Here is a 19,461-nt window from a genome sequence, read left to right on the forward strand (position 1 = left end):
CAAGCGCGAAAGCGTCTCCTTGGTTCCCAATGCTGCGCCTCTTGAGGACCGTCCTTAGCGATAACGCGGTCCCAAAGGGATGCAAACGCGGCCAATTCTGGGGGCACTCTGTTGTTGAGTTGGTTGTGCATCCCCGCCAACGTTTTCGCCATCAATGGCTGTCGCGGTCACGGTCCAATGTTTCGCGGATCTGTCCCAATTCACCGACCAATCTATCAAGGTCCAACTGCGACAGCAGCGGGTCAATCCGTTCCATTAGGCCTTGCGATGCTTCCACCGCTAGCGTTCGCGCCGCGCGCCCGTCTGATGTGATCCACACACGTTTGGTCCGCCCATCACCCTCGCCCGGCTTTATCTGAACGAAACCAGCTCGTTCCAGTTTGGCCAATGTCGCGGTCATGCTGGGCCGGGCCACTTGGAACAAAGTCGCCAGGTGGCTGGGCGTTTTGCCGTCACCCATGCGGACAAAATGGTTCAGCACCCCAAACATCGCCGTGTTCAATGGTTTGGGCAAAACCTCACGGAATGCCGCCTGAGAGAATTGATGAATGATCCCGATCTCGTTGAACAAACGATACGCGACCGGATCATCGAGGCCACCTTTAGGGGGCGTCTTTTTAGTTTCAGACATCAACCAACTTCGCTTCCAACGGCCATCGCGGACTGGCGGGCACTTTGGGACCATAACCGACCCTTGCGAACATCTGTATCGTCTCGCCATCGGGCGCAAGGTGTTGGCGCAATTCGTTGAAGAGATCGGCCATTTCAGGGAATTCTTGAAGGCAATGACTCCATGGATGGACCGATAGGCCCATTCGTTGCGCCGCCAAGTTTAGCCGTATCCAACCGATCCCGGCGTTGAATTGTTCTTCGCGCGTGTTTGTAGGCGTCATGATCCACGCCCAATGCGGAGTGCTGTCGACCATTGCGCGGTACATGTCGCCGCCGCTTTTGTATGCGTAAGACGCAGGATCATCGAGCGTTTGCGCGGTCACGATACCCGCCGCATTGCCGGCGCTTAAGAACGCACCTCCCATATCGATACCGTCGGGTTCGGCGATGACTGCTTCATTGCCGAACCGCATCAAATCTATGCTTTCGCGGCGGGTTGCAGGGGTCTCTTGCTCCATCACCCAACCGCGCCACGCATTATCGCTTAGCAAGGCGTGTTGATCAGGATTGGCGGAATGGCCATAGATCAACCCGGCTGGCACGGCATCGCCCAGCCCGCGCAGCTGATCCATAGGCACAGGGCGTCCGTCAAAGGCCTCTTTGGTGGATCGCCGGTCAATCGCATGGGCGAATTGCGGATCGCGCTGCGGCCGGTCATCGACAAAGCGAACGCGCGCAATGCGCCCAGAATTTATACGCGGTTGTGCCGGGCCATCGGGAAACAGATCGATCTGAGCGGAATAGCCCAGTTCGGCCGCTGCCTGACGCAGCAACTCCACCATACAGCCAAAGCCAATCGTGATCTGTCGATCAAATGGATCGGTATCGGGCAATCGCCGATCCAGATCACAAGTTATGTCGATGATATCGTCTCCCACCAACGTGAATTGCCACGGCTGACGGTTGTGAGGATTCGGCGCGAGGATGGCATAAGACAAAGCGTTAAGGCGCGGATCGGCAAAGCCTTTCCCGGCCGCCACCCATGGCGCGGATGCGCGCGACAAGGATGGCGTGGCCAACATGCTCCACCCCCCAGCGACAGTCACAGCGGCGGCGGCGCCCCCGAACATAAGGATTTTGCGGCGGTTGACAGGCATGTTGAGACTCCCGAAATATATTTAGTTAGCGTCCTAACTATATTCCTCGAAGTGTCAAGACGATGCCGACCGTCGTGCTTTTCCTAAAACATCGAAGAATTGGGATCGAAGGTAGGGTCCCGATCGTTGAAATCACAAACCGCCCACAATCGCCCAATCAAAACGGGCAATCTGCAGGCACCACGATGGATTTAAAGCTAGCCCGGGGCCCGTGCCCCTAGGGTCGCAAGAGGGGGACGGCTTGGCTTTGGCCCGGTCGTCCCTTTTTCTATATGAGCGGGGTTTAGGCGAAGACGCCGCGATAATCGTGTTCCGCTTTGAATTTGGCCAACATCCCAGGGATCATGAACAAATCACCGACGATCCAACACATCCAGAACAAGACCCCGACTAATCCCATCGGCATAAAGATGAAAATCATCACTAGGCTGCCGAACCAAAGGCCGACTTGCATGATCGCGCTGTCTTTTTGTCCGCAGTAAAAACGATGGACTGAAAACTGGCCCAATACGAACCACAAAACATATGCGAGCCCGACATTTCTGGTCGCGGGATCGCCAAAGATGTAGCCCGATCCGGCTTTGGCACCGCCGCCTGAACTTAGGCCCCTCCCACCGCCGCCAACACCAGAGCCTATAGCATCCGCGCCGTAACGCATGGATTGGTTGCGGGCCATGCCGCGCGCGGAAGAGCGAATTTCCGCCTCTTGCTGGGCACTCATTTCGTTGGAGCCACCGGCCCCTTGGGTGTTGACGCCGTCTCCCATTGGTCGTGCGGGGCGCGGTTCTGGGCGCGACATATTGCGCAGATTGATCAATGGATCATCGTCGATCGGGACGACCGCCGCGGGTTTTGGAGCCTTGGTTGGGATTGCTTCGGCTTCGGCCCGGCGGGCTCGTTCTGACGCAATGAACGCTTGCCTGCGTGCAGCCATTTCATCCGGGTTGATCGGTTTTTCGGCAGAGCCGGAAGAGGTGGATTTCGGTGCGGAGGCTCTTTCTGCGGGCGGCGGCGGTCCGCCTTGCCCTCCTTGGTGCAATGAAGACCCTGCGAAGCCTTCCAAAGCGTTGGACGCTCCACCAATGCCGTTCGCGCCAGCCGATGGCGCAACGTGCCCAGTAGGCAGCCCTTTCCTTCCAAAGCTCATTGCGAACCCTCTTACCCGTTTTCTAATTCGGTTCCGTTGTCTCGGGCATTACAAGCAGGGGGTTAACACAGACTTAGTGGAGGTCACTGAAAACGCGCCCTTATATGCGGCTTTCGAAGTTAGCGATCTTTCCGAACGAACCGCCAATTCAGACGCAGGACCAACGCATCACTTCGCGGTGATCGAACGGGCACCCAACGCTCAGAGTAACGCGATCGCTGGTGAGGCCGATCTTGAAACGGCTATTCGGAAATATCGTCAAGTCCCGTGCCAAATCTTGGCCGAAAGCCACAGAAGTATGGACCCAGCGCGTTTACATATCGACTGCGCCACCGCATCATCGCCTGCGTGACCTCTTCACCGCCGCCCTCTCCCTCTTCTGCACCGCCGCCTGCCGTTCCGGCGACGGCTGTGCCCTTGCCCGCATTGCATGCCAGCCATGGTGGCAATTGGCTGCGGCCCGCCAATGGAGAGACAAGCGCCGTGTCTAAAGGTGAGGCGATAATGGCCGCCGCCGACACGCCGATCCTCTTGCTCAACGCTCCTTTGGTCGCGAACCGGCTGGGCTATCCCGATTTGTCGGGCCTTGATCTGTTAGAATTGTTTGCGTTTGTTCACCCGGCGCGGTTTTGCGTTCCTACCGCGCGTGGCCTGGCCCAGGCGTTGGATTTGGATGAGCCTCCAGGCGACGAACACATACCCGCCTTTCTTCAGAACGCCGCCGGGGTGATTATCGCCGCGTGCGAAGACCCAGAGTGGTTTGAGCGGGCTGGTGCCTGGAGCGCCCTGCAATCTTTGGAACGTCTGCGTTGGCCTTGGGCCCAAGTGATCAAGCCGCATATTACACGCCCAGAAAAAGCGGAAAAATGGCTGTTCTCTTCACTCCCCGAATGGGAGGAGACAGGCGAGCGCGCCCCGCCCCGTCAGGTGGAATTGCCGGATCAGGCGATCCTCGATCAACTGGACGCTTTAACCGGAGACGGCGCCGAAAAACGCACGGGACAGCGCGATTATGCGACCAATGTGGCGCGGATGTTTGCACCGCGCGGCGCCCGCGATGTCCCGCATATCGCATTGGCACAGGCGGGAACCGGCATTGGCAAAACGCTGGGTTATCTCGCCCCGTCATCTTTATGGGCGGGCGCGTCGGGCGGAACGGTGTGGGTTTCGACCTTTACAAAGAACCTCCAGCGCCAATTGCGCAGCGAAAGCCGACGTGCTTGGCCGATCAAGCGCCCCGATGGCACGCCGCCTGTTGTGGTGCGCAAAGGCCGCGAAAACTACCTGTGCTTGCTCAACCTCGAAGACGCGTTGCAAGGTGGTTTTGCCGGGCGCCCAGCAATCTTGGCGCAATTGGTTGCGCGGTGGGCCACCTTTACTCGCGACGGCGATATGATTGGTGGGGATTTGCCTGGCTGGTTGGGTACATTGTTCCGCAAACGAGGCATTGCCGCGCTGACCGATCAACGCGGTGAATGCATCTATGCCGGGTGCCCGCATTACCGCAAATGCTTCATCGAACGCGCAGCTCGCGACAGCGCACAGGCCGATTTGGTGATAGCCAATCACGCATTGGTCATGGTCAACGCAGCGCGCGGGCGCGATCATGCGCAGCGGCCCACTCGCGTGATCTTTGACGAAGGGCATCACGTATTTGAGGCCGCCGACAGCACCTTTGCAGCGACGCTATCGGGGCAAGAGGCCATCGAATTGCGCCGTTGGATCATGGGGCCGGAGCGCAAAAACCGAGGTCGACGCCGCGGGCTTGCTGCGCGCCTCGCCGATGTCGCCAGCTACGATGATGAAGGCGGCGACGCCATCGAAGCCGCCTGCGAAGCGGGCAAAGCTCTACCCGCAGAAAGCTGGTTGCAGCGATTGCACGAAGGGGAGCCGGCTGGGCCAATCGAAACGCTCCTTTCAACAGTCCGCACGGCAACCTACGCACGGGACGAATCCGGCGGACAAGAAGCTGGCTATGGGATCGAGACCGAAGCAAGCGGATTGCCCGGCGATGTGATCGAGGCGGCCGGCAATGCCGCGCTGGCGCTTGCCGCGATCCGCACACCGCTCATTCAATTGGGCGGCAGATTGGAAGCGATCATGACCGACCCGCCCGATTGGTTGGATGGACAAGGGCGCGCTCGGATCGAAGGGGCTCGATTCTCGCTCCAATGGCGCGTTGACCTTTTAACCGCGTGGGAAAGTTTGCTGGTCCGGTTGGGTGGGCCGGCCGACCCGGAATTTGTCGATTGGCTTGCGGTGGATCGCTCCGACGCGCGCGAATTTGACGTAGCGATCCATCGGCGGTGGCTCGATCCTATGAAGCCATTTGCCAAAACCGTGCTGGAACCAGCGCATGGCGTGATGTTGACCAGCGCCACATTGACCGACCGAATTGGTGCGCAGGCAGGCGACCCTTGGGAATCGGCCATTCAACGCTCAGGTGCAGCGCATGTCGAAAGCCAGCCATTGCTGTCCGCCGCCGACAGTCCGTTTGACTACGCTGCGCGCGCCGAAGTGTTGATCGTCACTGATGTTAAAAAGGGCGATTTACCCGGCCTTGCAGGGGCCTATGCACGTTTGATTGAGGCCAGCGGCGGCGGCGTTCTTGGCCTTTTCACCGCGATCCGTCGGATGCGCGCGGTGCATGGGCGGATCGCCGATCGCCTCGCCCGCGAAGGATTGCCGCTTTATGCGCAACATGTGGACCCCATCGACACCGGGACGCTCGTAGACATCTTTCGCGACGATCCCAGGGCCAGCTTGTTGGGCACCGATGCATTGCGCGATGGCGTTGATGTGCCGGGGCGTTCGCTGCGATGCGTGGTGTTGGAAGCCGTGCCGTGGCCCCGCCCCAACATTCTGCACAAAGCCCGGCGCGCCGCCAATGGCGGAAGCGCGCATGACGATCGCCTGATCCGCGCGCGGATTGCACAGGGGTTTGGCCGGTTGATCCGCAACAAAGAGGATGCGGGTCACTTCGTGGTGCTGTCATCCGCTTTCCCATCGCGATTGTTGACCGCGTTTCCCGAAGGAACCGCCGTGCGCCGCGTAACACTGGACGAAGCCTTAGCCCGGATTAGCGGCGGAATGATCGGCGAAGATGCCGTGTCAAACGACGAAGTGGCTGGAATCTTGGCGGATGATAGCCCAGAATGAGCGCGATGATTCAGAACGTCGATTTTCTAGTTAGGATGATTGCGGTCGGCGCGGCCATTATGTTGCTGGCTATGATTGTCGCCAATCATGTGCGCGCGACTATCAAAATCCCGCTGATCGGGATGATTGTGGGCGTGGCTGGCTATCTTATGAATGCGACGCCGTTGATGATGGCCACCACGCCGGTCGACCCGATTATTGATCTGGTAGCGATTTCGACACCCTTTTGGATTTGGCTTTTTGCCCGAAGACTGTTTGAACGCGAACCCCCCGTTCGGATGCTGTATATTGCTTTCGGCTTGCTCGCCACGGGTTGGTTTGTCGGCAACTTTCTCCCTTCAACTTGGCCCGCTGGATTCTTGTTGCTGCACTTCACTGCCTTGGCGTTGATTGGCGATTTGATCCGGGTTGGTGTGTTTGAAAGAGATGATGATTTGGTCGAACAACGCCGCGTCATTCGTCTATGGCTGCCGCTTTTAGTGGGCGCTCAGGCGGCCAGCATTCTTATGTTTGAATTGTTCGAACTTGCCACCGGGTTGGAAGGTCAACTGCCGCTGATTAGCGTCATAAATTCGTGCATCATTTTGTTGCTGATCTTGTTTTCGGGACTCGCATTGCTTCGAACAGATCCGATTTTGCTTGCCGAAATTCAACCGGAGGAAGACGCTGAAGAACTTGACCTTTCCCCGGTTGAAACGGTTCTGCACGAAAAACTCACCGCTGTTATGGATGACGGTGTTTACAAAGAGCCCGGCCTAACGATTGCCGCGCTCGCCGACACGCTGGACACGCCCGAACATCGGTTGCGCTCTTTGATCAATGGCCGCCTCGGCTATCGCAATTTTAGCGCGTTCCTAAACCGCCACCGCATCGCAGAAGCGTGCGAAAAGCTTTCCACGCGCGAAGATGTTGATTTGCCGGTCCTCACGATCGCTATGGATTTGGGATACAATTCCCTACCAACATTCAATCGCGCGTTCCGCAGTCAAACGGGCACAACCCCTAGTGAATTCAGGCGCTTGGCGATAACTCAAGGCGGTAGTGACGCGGCTCAATTGGCCGGACAAGAGACCGGTCAAAACTGAAAAACCATGGGCGATTTCGAAATTGATCGTCATTTTTCGTCAATGAAGAGAATGATCGCGTGCGCCGCGTCATAAGCTGTGTCATCACATGCCACAGGAGCTTTCAACGATGACCGCGATATCCCCGTCCGCACTCGCATCAGAACCCGCATACACGCTGCCCTATATCGCGGAGCGCGTTGGCGCGCATTTTGCCAATGTCCTGTATTTTGATCTGGGTCGGTATGTGATCGCGGCCGGCGCAATGACAATATTGCTGCTTGTGTTTCGCGGATGGGCAAAGGCCCGCCGGATCCAAACCCGGTCCGCCAGTCGTAAAGATTACACGCGCGAAGTTCTTTCGTCGCTTAGAACGGTCATCGTGTTTGGCGTGACGACATTGGCCACATTGATCGGCCGCGAAATGGGCGTCATCAATCTCAACATCGACAGCGCACCATTGCTAACCGTTGCTTGGCAATTTGCGTTGATCGTGGTCCTGCACGATGCCTATTTCTATTGGATCCACCGCGCGATGCATACCAAGCGTTTGTTCAACGCCACCCATCTGCATCATCACAAATCGCGCACTCCCACCCCATGGACATCCTACAGTTTTTCAAGCTGGGAGGCCGCAGCCGAAGCCGCTTTTGTGCCGTTGTTCTTGTTGCTGACCAGCACATTGGGCCTTGCCTATGCCGGGTTCGCGATGTTCCTGTTCCTCTGGCACATGATCATCCGCAATGTGATGGCGCATACCGGCCATGAAATCTTCCCCGCCGGTTGGGTCGACAATCCATTGACCAGTTGGATCAGCACGACGACGCATCACGACCTGCACCATTCGTCGGGCCACAATTATGGGTTCTATTTCACTTGGTGGGACAAATGGATGGGCACAGAACATCCGCGTTACGCCGAGGAATTTCGCAAGAATGCAAAACCGTTGCGTCTGCCCAGTTTCGGCCCACGAGCTGCCGAACGGATCAGTGTGTTTTTGGCGGTGTTGTTGGCGGCGGCCGTGACTGTGAATGCGTTGTTTTTCCCGGCTCAATCCGCTCTGGTGTAATCGCGTTGACCTAACCGCAATTTGTTAATCGCTATCGGTGAACTCCTCATGCCGATACGCGAGCGCGCGCAGCTTTTGATCGAGACGTATCGGTATCCTCCCCAGGGGTATTGCAATGGGCCATCCATGCCATATTTGCACCTAACGTCTCGCAAGGCTGCGCGCATTTGCATTCGTACCGGTCGCTTTTTAAAGACGCGCGTGGCATGATGCCGATATCGACGCGGTGGGGAATGTATTTTCGTGAAAATTCTGGGTCTCTTTCGCCACGCCAAATCCGAATGGGATGATTTGGCAAAGCGTGATTTTGATCGCGGTTTGAACGATCGAGGGCTGCGCGGCGCGCAATTGATGGGCAATCATATTCGTTCGCACGGCATCCAATGGGATCGCGTCATCGCCAGCCCAGCGGTGCGCGTGAAAGAAACATTGCAAGACGCCTTGCCCAACATCACACCGACATACGAAGACAAGCTGTACCTAGCCAGCGCCGACACCATTGTCGAAGCCGCTCAGGCGCATTGCGAAATGCCCGATGGCTCCGGTGAAGCCGATGCAATCCTAATGTCGGGCCACAACCCCGGATTACAGGAAGTGGTGCTTGAACTGGTTTCGCCCAGCCACGAAAACGATCTTTTCAAAGAGGCCTGCGTCAAGTTCCCAACCGCAACATTTGCGGTCTTGGAATGCAATGTGGAAAGTTGGGCCGACATGCGAAATCATTGCGCAAAATTGGTGCACTTTGCGCGGCCGCGCGACCTTGATCCGGGACTTGGCCCGGAATTCTAAAAATCGCCAACCATGCTCGGCGCATAGTCAATTGGATAGAATTTGCCGGGGCCCCGGCCCTTCGCTCGCTAAACGATCATCGGGATTGTAGATCGCGCATTTATCAAGGCTCAAACAGCCACATCCAATGCACCCGTCCAACCGGTCGCGCATTCGTTCTAACTCTTGAATACGAGATTCGATCCGATCGCGGATTGAAGCGCTGATAACGCGCCAATCGCGAGCCGTCGGTGTGCGGCCATGGGGCAACGTGCGCATCGCATCATCAATCTCTCCCAAAGAAAGACCCAATTGCTGAGCGATCAGGATGAAGCTGACGCGGCGAAGATCCGACCGCAAGAACCGCCTTTGATTGCCACCGGTTCTAATAGGTTCGATCAAACCCTTGTCCTCATAAAACCGAATGGCCGAGACTGAAAGGCCGGTGCGGCGCGCCATTTCACCGATGGGGATGAGGTCGCGCGATGTGAGAGTTTTGCCCATGCAAATCGCTCTATCTGAAAAATAGCTTGATCTCAAGTTAGGTTGAGGTTGCATGATGATGCCACAACTTGATTCGGATGCGTCCTAACTCCCCGGCGCATCCCCTAAATAGGAGAGGCATCATGCCAAACGGAACGATCGAACACGCCAACCTTACTGTGACGAATCCCGAACGCAGCGCCGAATTGCTTAAGCGAATGTTGGGTTGGGAAGAGCGCTGGCGCGGGCAATCGGCCTTGGGCGGTGACACGGTTCATATTGGTTTGCCGGGCAATGGTGCCGCGTACATCGCGCTGTACACCAATGATGACGTGCGCGCCGATAAGGGCAGGCGTTACGCAAAGGGGCAGCCGCTGAACCATGTTGGATTGTTGGTCGATGACTTAGATGGCGCGGAAAAAATAGTGAACGCCGCCGGCCTCTCCCCCTTTGGCCACGATGATTATGAACCGGGCCGGAGGTTCTATTTCTTTGATTGGGATGGGATTGAATTCGAAATCGTCAGCTACGCCCACACTGCAGGAGAGAACGCATGAACGAGCCTATCCTACGCGAACCCATGTTCTCTCCAACCGATACACGGTCGGGCAAGGCATACCGGGCCCAAAATCAATGGGTTCAAAACAGGCTCTTTTGGGCCTGGTCCGCTTTAACTTCGCGGCTAACGGCGTTTCGCACCCACGGTTGGTTCGTATGGTCGATGACCAACTCGTCCAACCAAGGTGTGCACAAAGCTTTGGCGTCTTCGGCGGAACCAGACAGCCAGCCGTTGTAATCATCCGCCTTCAAGATGACCGGCATCCGGCTGTGCACATCCGCTGCGGCTGAACCCGCGCTGTCGGTCATCACCATCGAAAAACACGTGCCGAATTCGTCACTGTCCCGCCACACGCCAGCGCATGCGAAAAGCGGCGCGTCGTCTGGCAAATTGTCCGATACATTGTCCGCCGGGTCGGAAGGAAGTGACATCCATGTGCGAGTCATGCGCCCTTTGGGGCCCTGCGCTTCGGCCCAACCGGTGACGGGGACAAGGCACCGGCGTTCTTGAAATGAGTGACGCCAGAAAAAGCTGTCCAATTTATCGGTGCGGGCATTGTTGACGGGCTTTGGCTTCAGCGGCTGACCGCTTTTCCCCTTCATCACCAAGGGAAAGCCCCAAGACATCGATTGAATTGTGCCGCCTGCGATCACCAATCCGGGATAGCCGGGATAGACCTCCGCCCCGAAATTTGCGCCGCCTGACGCAGCAACGGCATCGAACCATTTGGCCACCTCATCGGTGTTTTTCGTCATGCGATACAGGTTGCACATGGCCGAACCGATCCTCTCTTACGCGCCCGCATTCCCAACGACGAAACACGCCGCCGCCACCAATGCGCCAGCCCAACGGTTGGATCGGAACCGCGCCAAAGGATTGTCAGGATCGGCCGGATCCAACGTCGCGATTTGCCACAAGAGGTGCACCGCAACCGGAGCCAGCGCGAGCACAGCGATGGCATCGGGGCGGTAAAGCCAAATCCCCGCCGCCCACAACGCGATAGTCGCAGCGTAAAACACGCCGATCCCTACATGGACGCGCGCGCCCATTCTAAGCGCCGATGATTTGATCCCGACCAAAGCATCGTCTTCGCGGTCTTGAAGGGCGTAGATCGTGTCAAATCCGATGACCCAACATACACTCCCGGCATACAGGCATGCGATCGCATCCCAATTGTCAAAACGCAGCTCGGTCCAACCCACCAACACGCCCCAATTGAACACCATGCCCAACCATGCCTGGGGCCACCATGTGATCCGTTTCATAAAGGGATAGGCAGCCACCAACGCCAGACTGCCCAAAGCCACCAATTGCGCCTCAAACCGCAATTGCAACAGGACGATCAAGCCGACCATGCAGAGCGATAACAACCATATCCATGCGGCTTTTTTGCTGATCCGGCCGCTGGCGACCGGACGCGCGGCGGTGCGGGCCACTTTCTTATCCAGATTGGCGTCAACAATATCGTTGTAAACGCAGCCGGCTCCGCGCATCGCAATCGCGCCCACCAACAGCCAAACGAGCAATTGCCATTGAACACCGGCCCCGGCCAGCCAAACGCCAAAAACACACGGCCAAAACAACAGCCACCATCCAATGGGTCGATCAAATCGTGCCAATTGGGCCAAATCACGCGGGAATTGCGGCAAACGCTCGATCAATCCACGATGCTCAGTGTCAGGGACAATGCCATCGTCTGGCGCAGGGGAATTGGTCATGCCGCTTCGATCGATCGCGCTGCGCGCCACCCCGAGATGGCGAGCGCAAACATGAACGCGTTGCCCGCAAAATCGAGCATTCCGATCGTGGTAAGAACGGGGATTTCGTAATGAAAATAGTAATTGAACACGAAAAACGGGATCAAGAGTACAGCGAAAACCGCAAACGCCCTCGATGACCATGGAACGATCAGAGCCATGATCCCGAAAAGAACCGCCTGAGACCCGAAACAGGCCATGATAAATCGGGTTAAGAACGTGTTTTCCCGATACGCCTCGCTCACCGCAAGATCGATCACATTGCCCGGGGCGAACAAGGCCCATCCACCCAGTGCTAAGAACACAAATGCAATCAGGGATTGAGGGATTCTTGGGTTCATCCCTTGCTCCTTAGCGCCCCGCACGCCTAGGGGGAAGACATGCCGTCCACTCCATCTTGGCCGCCGAAAAGCGCACCGCGCCTCTTTGTAGGCGATACGATCAACCTCAATGCAATCATCACGCTAGACGGAACGCAGGCCCATTATCTGGGTAAAGTCATGCGAGTGCGCGCAGGTGATGCCGTCATCTTGTGCGATAATGTTACCGGCGAATGGGCGGCGCGCGTCGATACGGTAGACAAACGCCGAATAGAGGTGACTGTTGTCGATCATTTGCGCACACGCGAAGCGGTTCCGGACATTTGGTTGTGCCCCGCTCTTTTGAAGAAAGACCGATTTGATCTGGTGCTGGAAAAGGCCACCGAATTGGGCGTGGCGCGCATTCAACCCATCATCACAAGGCGATGCGTTGCGGACAAATTGAATATCGACCGCGCAACGACCATCACGACCGAAGCCGCAGAACAATGCGCGCGCACCGCTTTGCCTCAAGTTGTAGCTCCCACATCGCTCGATACATTATTGAACGATTGGCCCGAAACCCGCATCTTGTTCTTTGCGGACGAGGAAAGCAGCGATTTGGGCGACGGATCACCGGCACAGCCCGCCTCCGTTGCGTTTGGCCATCACACTGGCCCTACTGCAATTGTAATTGGGCCAGAGGGCGGTTTTGACAAAGCCGAACGCGCCGCCATTCGCGCGCATCCCAATGCTCGTCCGATTTCATTGGGCCCCCGCATATTGCGCGGTGAAACGGCGGCGATTGCGGCGCTTTCTGTGTGGATGGGTCAGGCCGGCGATTGGGGCGACACAGCCTCCAAACAAGAATGATTTCGTGGATGCAAAGCCATTTTGCGCTTCCCACGATGGAATCGGTTTTATAGGGCAACGGACCAACAAGGCTCCGCCAAAGGAAGCAGCATGAGCACCAGAGAAGCGTCCGCCGCGGACGAGCCAATTATCGAAACGCTCGACCAGCTTATTGAACCCATGCGCGGCGGTGAAAAACCAAAGGCCGATTGGCGCATCGGGACCGAGCACGAAAAGTTCGTGTATCATAAGAGCGACCGACACGCCCCGTCCTATAACGAAGAGGCTGGCATTCGCGATATCCTGATGGATCTCAGGGAATTTGGGTGGGAGCCAGTGGAGGAAAACGGCCACGTTATCGCAATGCGCGGTGCCGATGGTACGGTCAGCTTGGAACCCGCCGGTCAATTGGAATTGTCGGGCGCACCGCTTGAAACCCTGCATGAAACTTGCGCCGAAACCGGGCGGCATTTGGAACAGGTTAAAACCATCGGTGAACGCCGCGGAGTCGGGTATCTTGGCCTTGGCATGTGGCCGGATAAAACCCGCGCCGAATTGCCCGTGATGCCGAAAGGTCGTTACGAGATAATGATGCGCCATATGCCGCGCGTCGGCGATCTTGGGTTGGACATGATGCTGCGCACGTGCACCATTCAGGTCAATCTGGATTACCAAACCGAAGCGGACATGGCGCAGAAATTCCGCGTCGGCCTTGCTCTGCAACCCTTGGCCACCGCATTGTTTGCCAATTCACCCTTCACCGAAGGCAAACCGAACGGCTATCTTTCCTATCGCAGTCACATCTGGTCAGACACCGATCCGCAACGGACCGGCATGCTGCCTTTCGTGTTCGAAGACGGTTTTGGGTATGAACGTTGGGCGCAATATATGCTCGACGTGCCGATGTATTTCGTGTTCCGCGACGGCAAATATATCGATGCGGCCGGCCTATCGTTCCGCGATTTTCTAGATGGCAAATTGTCCGTCCTGCCCGGCGAACGTCCGACGGCAAGCGATTGGTGGGACCACCTTTCGACCGCGTTCCCCGAAGTCCGCCTCAAGAGCTTTTTGGAAATGCGTGGCGCCGATGGTGGCCCGTGGAGCCGTATCTGCGCCCTTCCCGCCTTGTGGGTTGGTCTCTTGTACGATCAACAAGCGTTGGATGCTGCATGGGATTTGGTCAAAGATTGGTCGATGGAAGAACGCGAACAATTGCGCAACGATGCGCCGCGCCTTGGCCTAAACGCTCCGCTTCCCGGCGGCGGAACCATGCAGGACCTTGGCAAAGAAGCGTTGGCCATTGCCCATCAAGGTTTGGCATCGCGTGCGCGCCTCAATGCAAGCGGTGACAATGAAACCGGATATCTCGAAACACTGGACGAGATCGTAAAAAGCGGCAAAGTCCCCGCACAACGATTGTTGGATGCGTATGCCGGTGAATGGGGCGAAGACGTGTCAAAAGTGTATAAATACTCGTTCTAATTCGGAGAGAGATGAAATGCTGATTGTGTTAGCCGAAGCGACCATGGGCGAAGGCGCTCTGGATAAAACGCGCGCCGCAATGGCGACAATGCTAGAGGCATCGCGCGCCGAAGAAGGCTGCGTCAGCTATGCCTATGCGATCGATGTGCTTGACCCATCAAAGCTGCATATCGTGGAAAAATGGGTGGATGAGGCCGCGCTCGCGTTTCATTTTCAAACACCGCATATGGCCGCTTTTCAAGGCGCATTGGCCAGCGTGGATGTAAAAATCACCGAGCTGGCAAAGTATCAGGCGGATGACGGCTCTCCAATGATGTGAGGTGAGCGCCGATCGATGCCAAGCATTCTTCGGGAGGAGTGTCGAACATGATAGTGGTCGTTGGGAGTTTTAGAATTCCACCCAGCATGATTGAGGTGGTGCGTGGTCCGATGGAGACCATGATCGCCGCCAGCCGCGCCGAACAAGGCTGCGTTGAATACGCCTATGCTCTTGATGTGCTCGACAAAGGATTGGTCCGCGTCAGCGAGGTTTGGCGCGATCGCGCCGCGTTGGAAACGCATTTTCGCACCACCCACATTGCTGAATGGCGTGCACAAGTTTCCGCATTAGCCGTTTCAGAGCGAGAGTTGACGGCGTTTGAAACAACCGATGATGGCTTTTACATTTAAGAGCCGTTCAACTTCCATACAGCCGATTTCTCAGAACAACGCCCGGTCAATTGCGAGGGGTTCGCATTCGCGACAGCCTCTGCCGCAAGCAAAATTGATCGGGACAGTTTTTGACACATCAGGCACCTAAAAAACCATTTAACAACAAACGACTGCAGATAACTGCAGCGACCGCAATCATCGCTCTTTTGACCGGCTGTGGGGGAGGCGACGAGGCGCCCACTGCACCCGACGTGTCGGTCACTCCTACCCCAACACCAACACCGACCGACCCGGCAACAGCCGCCAATCAGGTTGTGCAACAATTTTTGTCGCTCGATCTGGCAACCCTCGACAATTATGCCAATCCGACTTTTCCGGCATATTATGACAACACCGTCGATGCGATCGACAACACGCCGGGCAACGATCCGGTCAATGATGCCATCGCCACGTTGGGCCGGGTCTTGTTTTATGACCCTGCATTGAGTTTCAACGACACGACATCGTGTTCAACCTGTCACCAACAAAGCATCGGATTTGATGACGATGAACAATTGTCGACGGGATTGAATGGTGGGCAAACGACCCAACACGCCATGCGTCTTGGCAATATTCGATATTACGAGCCGGGCGAGATGTTCTGGAACCGCCGCGCCGACGATGTTGAGGATCAGGCGCTTCAACCTATTCTTGATGAAACCGAAATGGGTTGGGTCAACAATGGCGGAATTGCCGCGCTTACGACCAAAATGGAAGGGTTGGCCTACTACCCTGCCTTGTTCGAATTTGTGTATGGTGATCCTGCCATCACCGAAGATCGGATGGAGCGCGCCTTGGCCCAATTCCAGCGGGCCATGGTGTCCACCGATAGCCGCTGGGATCAGGCCTATTCACAGGTGTTTGGACCAGGCGCCCCCAATCGCGCACTGAACCTTGCTCTGCCCGGTTTCACTGTCAGCGAAAATCGCGGTCGCGAATTGTTTATGACCGGACAAAACAATGGCGGTGCTGGGTGTCTGGCTTGCCACGTCCCGCCCACCTTTGCTCTGAATGCAAACAGCCGGTCGAACGGGTTGGACGCAGGCGAAGGGACGGTCTTTAAATCACCATCGCTCAAGAATGTCGGGCGTTCGACGTTCTTCATGCATGATGGTCGCTTCACCTCCTTGCGTCAGGTGGTCGATCATTATTCTGATGGCGTGCAGATCGGCCCGGCGTTGGACAACCGACTGCGTCAAGGCAATGCGCCTCAACAACTCGCTCTTTCGGAAACGGATCGAGAGGCATTGGTCGATTTCATGCTGACATTGACGGATGAAACCTTGGAGAATGATCCCAAATTCTCGGACCCATTCCTACCATGATCTAAGAATGCGCTCAGCGCCGTTGAGCACAACAGCAATGGAATTGGCGGTGTTATTATTCCGCCGGTTCCTGCGCTGTGTGTGCTGTGCGCGTATCCTGAGGATCGGTCGGCCCTTTGGTGAACCATCCGATGATCCCCCGCTTAAGCCATGCAAGCGGCGCGGTGATAACGCCGTTGTGCTCCATCCAATCGTAATATTCGCGATATTTGGGGTCTTCGGACAAGAGGTGCTTTTCCTCCGTCCGCGCGCGCCAGTAGTAAATACCGCTGACCACAGCCAAGAAGAACGTGTTGCGAATGCCTTCGACCGTTGATCCATTCATCACGAAGAACGGCATGACCGACGACCACCAAAACAGGTTTTTCGACACATAGGCGGGATGACGGGTGAAACGATACGGACCGTTGGTCAAAACGCCGCGATAGGTCAGGTTGGAAAAGCGGATGCCGAACACGACGGTCGCCCACGCGTATATCGCCGTCAGGAATATCAGCCACACGGCCCAGCCCCACAACAACGCCGTATTACCGCCGAACCAGTAGCCCCAGCCCGCCGTGCTTGCCTCATAGCTTAGGATTTGGCCGTTGTTACCGATGATCCCCCAAACGAAGGGCGGATAACACAACAAGGCGGCCAACCAGCCGGCGATAAACGGATTGCCCGATCGGATATGCGCATCCAGCGGGCGCAACGTAAACAGGTAACCGACGGTTCCAATTTGAACGTCAATCACAAACAGCAATGTGATCAGCAACATGCCAAATTCGACCGGGTTGGAGATAATCGCCCCCGGTGTGGCTTCGACTATCATGGCGAATCCGGGCGGCAGAATTGAAATCATAAAGGCGCCAAAGAACGCCTTGATGATCCATGCGCGCCAATGTTTCTTGACCAGCTCAGCGTCCGATCCGCCGCGCCGCAGCAACAAGGCGCCAAAATGCCAAGTGGCGTCCTTGGGTTCGGTCATGAACCGATCAAGCCATATGATGTAAGGCACCGACAGCACGATCATCGGAACAATCGCAAAGCCCAAAACTTCCATCGCAAACAGATATTGGCCGTCCCAATACCACCGGCACAAAGCATACAACGCCGCGATGATGGCCCATGTGGCCCACAATCCGGCAATCTTGACGGTTGCGGTCGGCATAGCATCATTGACGGTGCGACGTAGGTTCCAATTCAGGCCCGTTGAAGGGCGCAGATGCACACGATCCACCAACAATGACCATACCGCCATAGGTCCGGCGGTAAATACCATCGCGGTCAACGCGGCGTAAGGTCCCGATAAAACCCCATACTCCCCTTCCAACCCGATAGTTTCGGCGACCAGAGGAAAGGTCCGACAGAACAAGATCCAAACGAAAAGGCCAAGCAATCCGGCAAGGCCTACGCCCGATGACACGTCGCTTTTCGGCAACGTCAATGGTCGGCTGGAAACGGTGTCGGCGGGTTGTGCCGCCGCGTTGGAAGGTGATTGCTCGTTCATTACGAACAACCGCATAGCGTGAAAGGGTTAATTCTCCGCTCAGATGAACGGGCACGTTCCGACGCGAGACGCCGGCGCGGTAAAGGTTAACGTGGTTAGCGCCGCGTTCTGATGCGACATTGGCCTGCGGCGATCATAGAAACGCTCTACATTGTCAAAGAGCGGCCCTATCAACGTCCAATCAACGCCAAGCGTGAACCATCCCGCTATCGTCCAGAATATAGAGGTGATTGTCCGCAACAATGGGAGGCAAACTCACCGGTTGATCGATGTCGGCAAACATCTCCGATGATCCCTCACCCGTGCTAATTTTCCAAACTTCACCGCGTGAACTCGCCACCCACAAATGACCGCCGGCAAGAACAGGTCCGGTCCAGAAAATTGGACCTTTGCGATCTTCTTCGTCGCGGAATTGTTGCAATTGTGAGATCCAACGGACCCGCCCGGTGGACCGCGCAATAGCCAACAAACGCGCATCATCGGTCAAGGTAAAGATCCACTCGCCCGCAATCGCAGGGGTCGAAATTCCAGCGAGGTTCAATTCCCAGATCCGTTGGCCAGTGGTCAGCTCATAAGCGGCCATCCGGCCACCTTGCCCCAAGGCATAGACACGGCCTGAATCGATGATCGGGTCCGCATCAATATCGGTTAGCGAGCTAACACGCGTTGAAATGTTGGTCCGAGCCAAGGCATCAGCCCACAAAGTCCGACCGTTTTCATAGCGATAGGCGTTCAATTCACCACTGGAATAACCGGCAATGACGGTGCCGTTGCCCGCAGCCGGGGCCGCAACGCCAAAGACGCCCGATTGGGTGCTTGATCCAGATTCGTTCCACAACAGCGAACCGTCCGCTGTATCCAGCGCGATGATCTGGTTGTCTTGTGACATCACATACACCTGGCCAAAGGCCACGGTGGGTGATCCGCGCAGGGGGCCTGCGGGTTTGACATTCCAGATGATGTCGCCCGTCATCGCGTCGATTGCTTTGGCTTCGCCCGCGCCGTTGGTCGCGTAAAGGCGACCGGCATCGTAGCTAACACCGCCGCCAAACGCCGATGGGCGCATGTCGTCGGTCATATCGGAATCGTCGAGCGACCAAATACGCGCTCCGGTTTCTTTATTGAAAGCGTGGATGACGCCATCGGTGCCCAACGCGAACAGCATTTCGCCGCCGACAACAGGGGCCGCCGCCAAACGCGCGCGATCGCTCGATCCTTCAACTCGCGCTGTCCACGATTTGGTCAAAGATTGTGGCAAGGCGAGATGACCGTAGGACTTGCTCGCCGAACCACCGACTTGCGCCCATTCCGGGTTGGAAACAGCCGGGGGCAGAACGACCGAAACGCCCGCCAATGTTGGATCAACATTTGCACCGCTTTCGATGATGGTGAGAATGGCTGTGCGGTTGCCCACGGTTGGCGTGGTTTTCTCACCACCGCCGAACAAGCCGCCGCCTCCGCAACCCGTCAAAGTCGCAGCCAGCAAGCCCGCTGTCAGCGCGCCTTTCAATCCCGTCAATCGCATAATCTTTGGTCCGTTCAACAT

Annotated in this window: 20 protein-coding genes; 10 read left to right on the forward strand and 10 right to left on the reverse strand. The window is 56.7% G+C overall.

Features of this window, described 5'->3' with window-relative positions:
• Nucleotides 1–151: 151 nt before the first annotated feature.
• The 4 genes from BQ8290_RS14700 to BQ8290_RS15250 all read right to left on the reverse strand — a co-directional run bounded on the left by BQ8290_RS14700 (nucleotide 152) and on the right by BQ8290_RS15250 (nucleotide 3,455).
• Nucleotides 152–631, reverse strand: coding sequence for a MarR family winged helix-turn-helix transcriptional regulator (locus BQ8290_RS14700; RefSeq protein ID WP_337661458.1), 480 nt, complete (start codon nucleotides 629–631; stop codon nucleotides 152–154).
• A complete protein-coding gene (locus tag BQ8290_RS14705) occupies nucleotides 624–1,769 on the reverse strand; it encodes an Acg family FMN-binding oxidoreductase (RefSeq protein ID WP_108791541.1) in 1,146 nt (381 codons plus the stop codon). Before BQ8290_RS14705 ends, BQ8290_RS14700 begins: the two co-directional genes overlap by 8 nt.
• A gap of 283 nt (nucleotides 1,770–2,052) precedes the next feature.
• On the reverse strand, nucleotides 2,053–2,916 hold the full coding sequence (locus BQ8290_RS14710; RefSeq protein WP_108791543.1) for an NINE protein: 864 nt from the start codon (nucleotides 2,914–2,916) through the stop codon (nucleotides 2,053–2,055).
• Nucleotides 2,917–3,158: 242 nt separating this feature from the next.
• Nucleotides 3,159–3,455: a hypothetical protein gene (locus BQ8290_RS15250; protein ID WP_337661459.1), complete on the reverse strand. Its 297-nt coding sequence runs from the start codon at nucleotides 3,453–3,455 to the stop codon at nucleotides 3,159–3,161.
• Between BQ8290_RS15250 and BQ8290_RS14720 the strand changes: the two genes are divergently transcribed.
• The 4 genes from BQ8290_RS14720 (at nucleotide 3,421) to BQ8290_RS14735 (ending at nucleotide 8,997) form a co-directional block, all read left to right on the forward strand.
• Nucleotides 3,421–6,075 carry an ATP-dependent DNA helicase gene (locus tag BQ8290_RS14720; RefSeq protein WP_337661460.1) on the forward strand — a complete coding sequence of 885 codons (2,655 nt, stop codon included), beginning with the start codon at nucleotides 3,421–3,423 and terminating at the stop codon, nucleotides 6,073–6,075. The two genes, BQ8290_RS15250 and BQ8290_RS14720, sit on opposite strands and share 35 nt — an antisense overlap.
• On the forward strand, nucleotides 6,072–7,160 hold the full coding sequence (locus BQ8290_RS14725; protein WP_108791547.1) for a helix-turn-helix domain-containing protein: 1,089 nt from the start codon (nucleotides 6,072–6,074) through the stop codon (nucleotides 7,158–7,160). Before BQ8290_RS14720 ends, BQ8290_RS14725 begins: the two co-directional genes overlap by 4 nt.
• A 109-nt stretch (nucleotides 7,161–7,269) precedes the next feature.
• Nucleotides 7,270–8,208 (forward strand): sterol desaturase family protein, encoded by a 939-nt coding sequence (locus tag BQ8290_RS14730; RefSeq protein WP_108791549.1) that lies wholly within the window; start codon nucleotides 7,270–7,272, stop codon nucleotides 8,206–8,208.
• A 243-nt stretch (nucleotides 8,209–8,451) separates the two neighbouring features.
• A complete protein-coding gene (locus tag BQ8290_RS14735) occupies nucleotides 8,452–8,997 on the forward strand; it encodes a histidine phosphatase family protein (protein WP_108791551.1) in 546 nt (181 codons plus the stop codon).
• Nucleotides 8,998–9,024: 27 nt separating this feature from the next.
• On the opposite strand, the gene soxR is transcribed toward BQ8290_RS14735, so the two are convergent.
• Nucleotides 9,025–9,480, reverse strand: coding sequence for a redox-sensitive transcriptional activator SoxR (gene soxR, locus BQ8290_RS14740; RefSeq protein WP_108791553.1), 456 nt, complete (start codon nucleotides 9,478–9,480; stop codon nucleotides 9,025–9,027).
• Nucleotides 9,481–9,602: 122 nt separating this feature from the next.
• Between soxR and BQ8290_RS14745 the strand changes: the two genes are divergently transcribed.
• Nucleotides 9,603–10,016, forward strand: coding sequence for a VOC family protein (locus tag BQ8290_RS14745; protein ID WP_108791555.1), 414 nt, complete (start codon nucleotides 9,603–9,605; stop codon nucleotides 10,014–10,016).
• Between the two features lie 82 nt (nucleotides 10,017–10,098).
• Here the strand turns inward: BQ8290_RS14745 and BQ8290_RS14750 are convergent, their stop codons facing one another.
• The 3 genes from BQ8290_RS14750 to BQ8290_RS14760 are packed head-to-tail and all read right to left on the reverse strand — an operon-like array spanning nucleotide 10,099 to nucleotide 12,116.
• Nucleotides 10,099–10,791, reverse strand: coding sequence for an SOS response-associated peptidase family protein (locus tag BQ8290_RS14750; RefSeq protein ID WP_108791557.1), 693 nt, complete (start codon nucleotides 10,789–10,791; stop codon nucleotides 10,099–10,101).
• A gap of 18 nt (nucleotides 10,792–10,809) precedes the next feature.
• Nucleotides 10,810–11,736 (reverse strand): 4-hydroxybenzoate octaprenyltransferase, encoded by a 927-nt coding sequence (ubiA, locus tag BQ8290_RS14755; RefSeq protein WP_108792487.1) that lies wholly within the window; start codon nucleotides 11,734–11,736, stop codon nucleotides 10,810–10,812.
• Nucleotides 11,733–12,116 (reverse strand): hypothetical protein, encoded by a 384-nt coding sequence (locus BQ8290_RS14760; protein WP_108791559.1) that lies wholly within the window; start codon nucleotides 12,114–12,116, stop codon nucleotides 11,733–11,735. The genes ubiA and BQ8290_RS14760 overlap by 4 nt, the downstream gene beginning before the upstream one ends.
• Before the next feature lie 39 nt (nucleotides 12,117–12,155).
• Here BQ8290_RS14760 and BQ8290_RS14765 point away from each other — a divergent pair, with 39 nt between their 5' ends.
• The 5 genes from BQ8290_RS14765 to BQ8290_RS14785 all read left to right on the forward strand — a co-directional run bounded on the left by BQ8290_RS14765 (nucleotide 12,156) and on the right by BQ8290_RS14785 (nucleotide 16,423).
• Nucleotides 12,156–12,947: a 16S rRNA (uracil(1498)-N(3))-methyltransferase gene (locus BQ8290_RS14765; protein ID WP_108791561.1), complete on the forward strand. Its 792-nt coding sequence runs from the start codon at nucleotides 12,156–12,158 to the stop codon at nucleotides 12,945–12,947.
• Nucleotides 12,948–13,037: 90 nt separating this feature from the next.
• Nucleotides 13,038–14,408, forward strand: a complete 1,371-nt coding sequence (locus BQ8290_RS14770) for a glutamate--cysteine ligase (RefSeq protein ID WP_108791563.1) — start codon at nucleotides 13,038–13,040, stop codon at nucleotides 14,406–14,408.
• Between the two features lie 16 nt (nucleotides 14,409–14,424).
• Nucleotides 14,425–14,727, forward strand: a complete 303-nt coding sequence (locus tag BQ8290_RS14775; RefSeq protein ID WP_108791565.1) for an antibiotic biosynthesis monooxygenase — start codon at nucleotides 14,425–14,427, stop codon at nucleotides 14,725–14,727.
• A 47-nt stretch (nucleotides 14,728–14,774) separates the two neighbouring features.
• Nucleotides 14,775–15,077: an antibiotic biosynthesis monooxygenase gene (locus BQ8290_RS14780; RefSeq protein WP_108791567.1), complete on the forward strand. Its 303-nt coding sequence runs from the start codon at nucleotides 14,775–14,777 to the stop codon at nucleotides 15,075–15,077.
• A 233-nt stretch (nucleotides 15,078–15,310) separates the two neighbouring features.
• On the forward strand, nucleotides 15,311–16,423 hold the full coding sequence (locus BQ8290_RS14785; protein ID WP_337661461.1) for a cytochrome-c peroxidase: 1,113 nt from the start codon (nucleotides 15,311–15,313) through the stop codon (nucleotides 16,421–16,423).
• 55 nt (nucleotides 16,424–16,478) lie between these two features.
• Here BQ8290_RS14785 and BQ8290_RS14790 read toward each other — a convergent pair whose 3' ends face one another.
• Both BQ8290_RS14790 and BQ8290_RS14795 read right to left on the reverse strand, forming a co-directional pair.
• Entirely contained in the window at nucleotides 16,479–17,915 is a 1,437-nt protein-coding gene (locus BQ8290_RS14790; protein ID WP_108792489.1) for a DUF1295 domain-containing protein, read from the reverse strand.
• A 181-nt stretch (nucleotides 17,916–18,096) separates the two neighbouring features.
• The gene (locus tag BQ8290_RS14795) at nucleotides 18,097–19,461 is read right to left on the reverse strand and encodes a PQQ-binding-like beta-propeller repeat protein (RefSeq protein WP_337661462.1); all 1,365 of its coding nucleotides are present in this window, start codon (nucleotides 19,459–19,461) and stop codon (nucleotides 18,097–18,099) included.

It is taken from the genome of Erythrobacter sp. Alg231-14 (assembly GCF_900149685.1).
Classification (GTDB): Bacteria; Pseudomonadota; Alphaproteobacteria; order Sphingomonadales; family Sphingomonadaceae; genus Erythrobacter.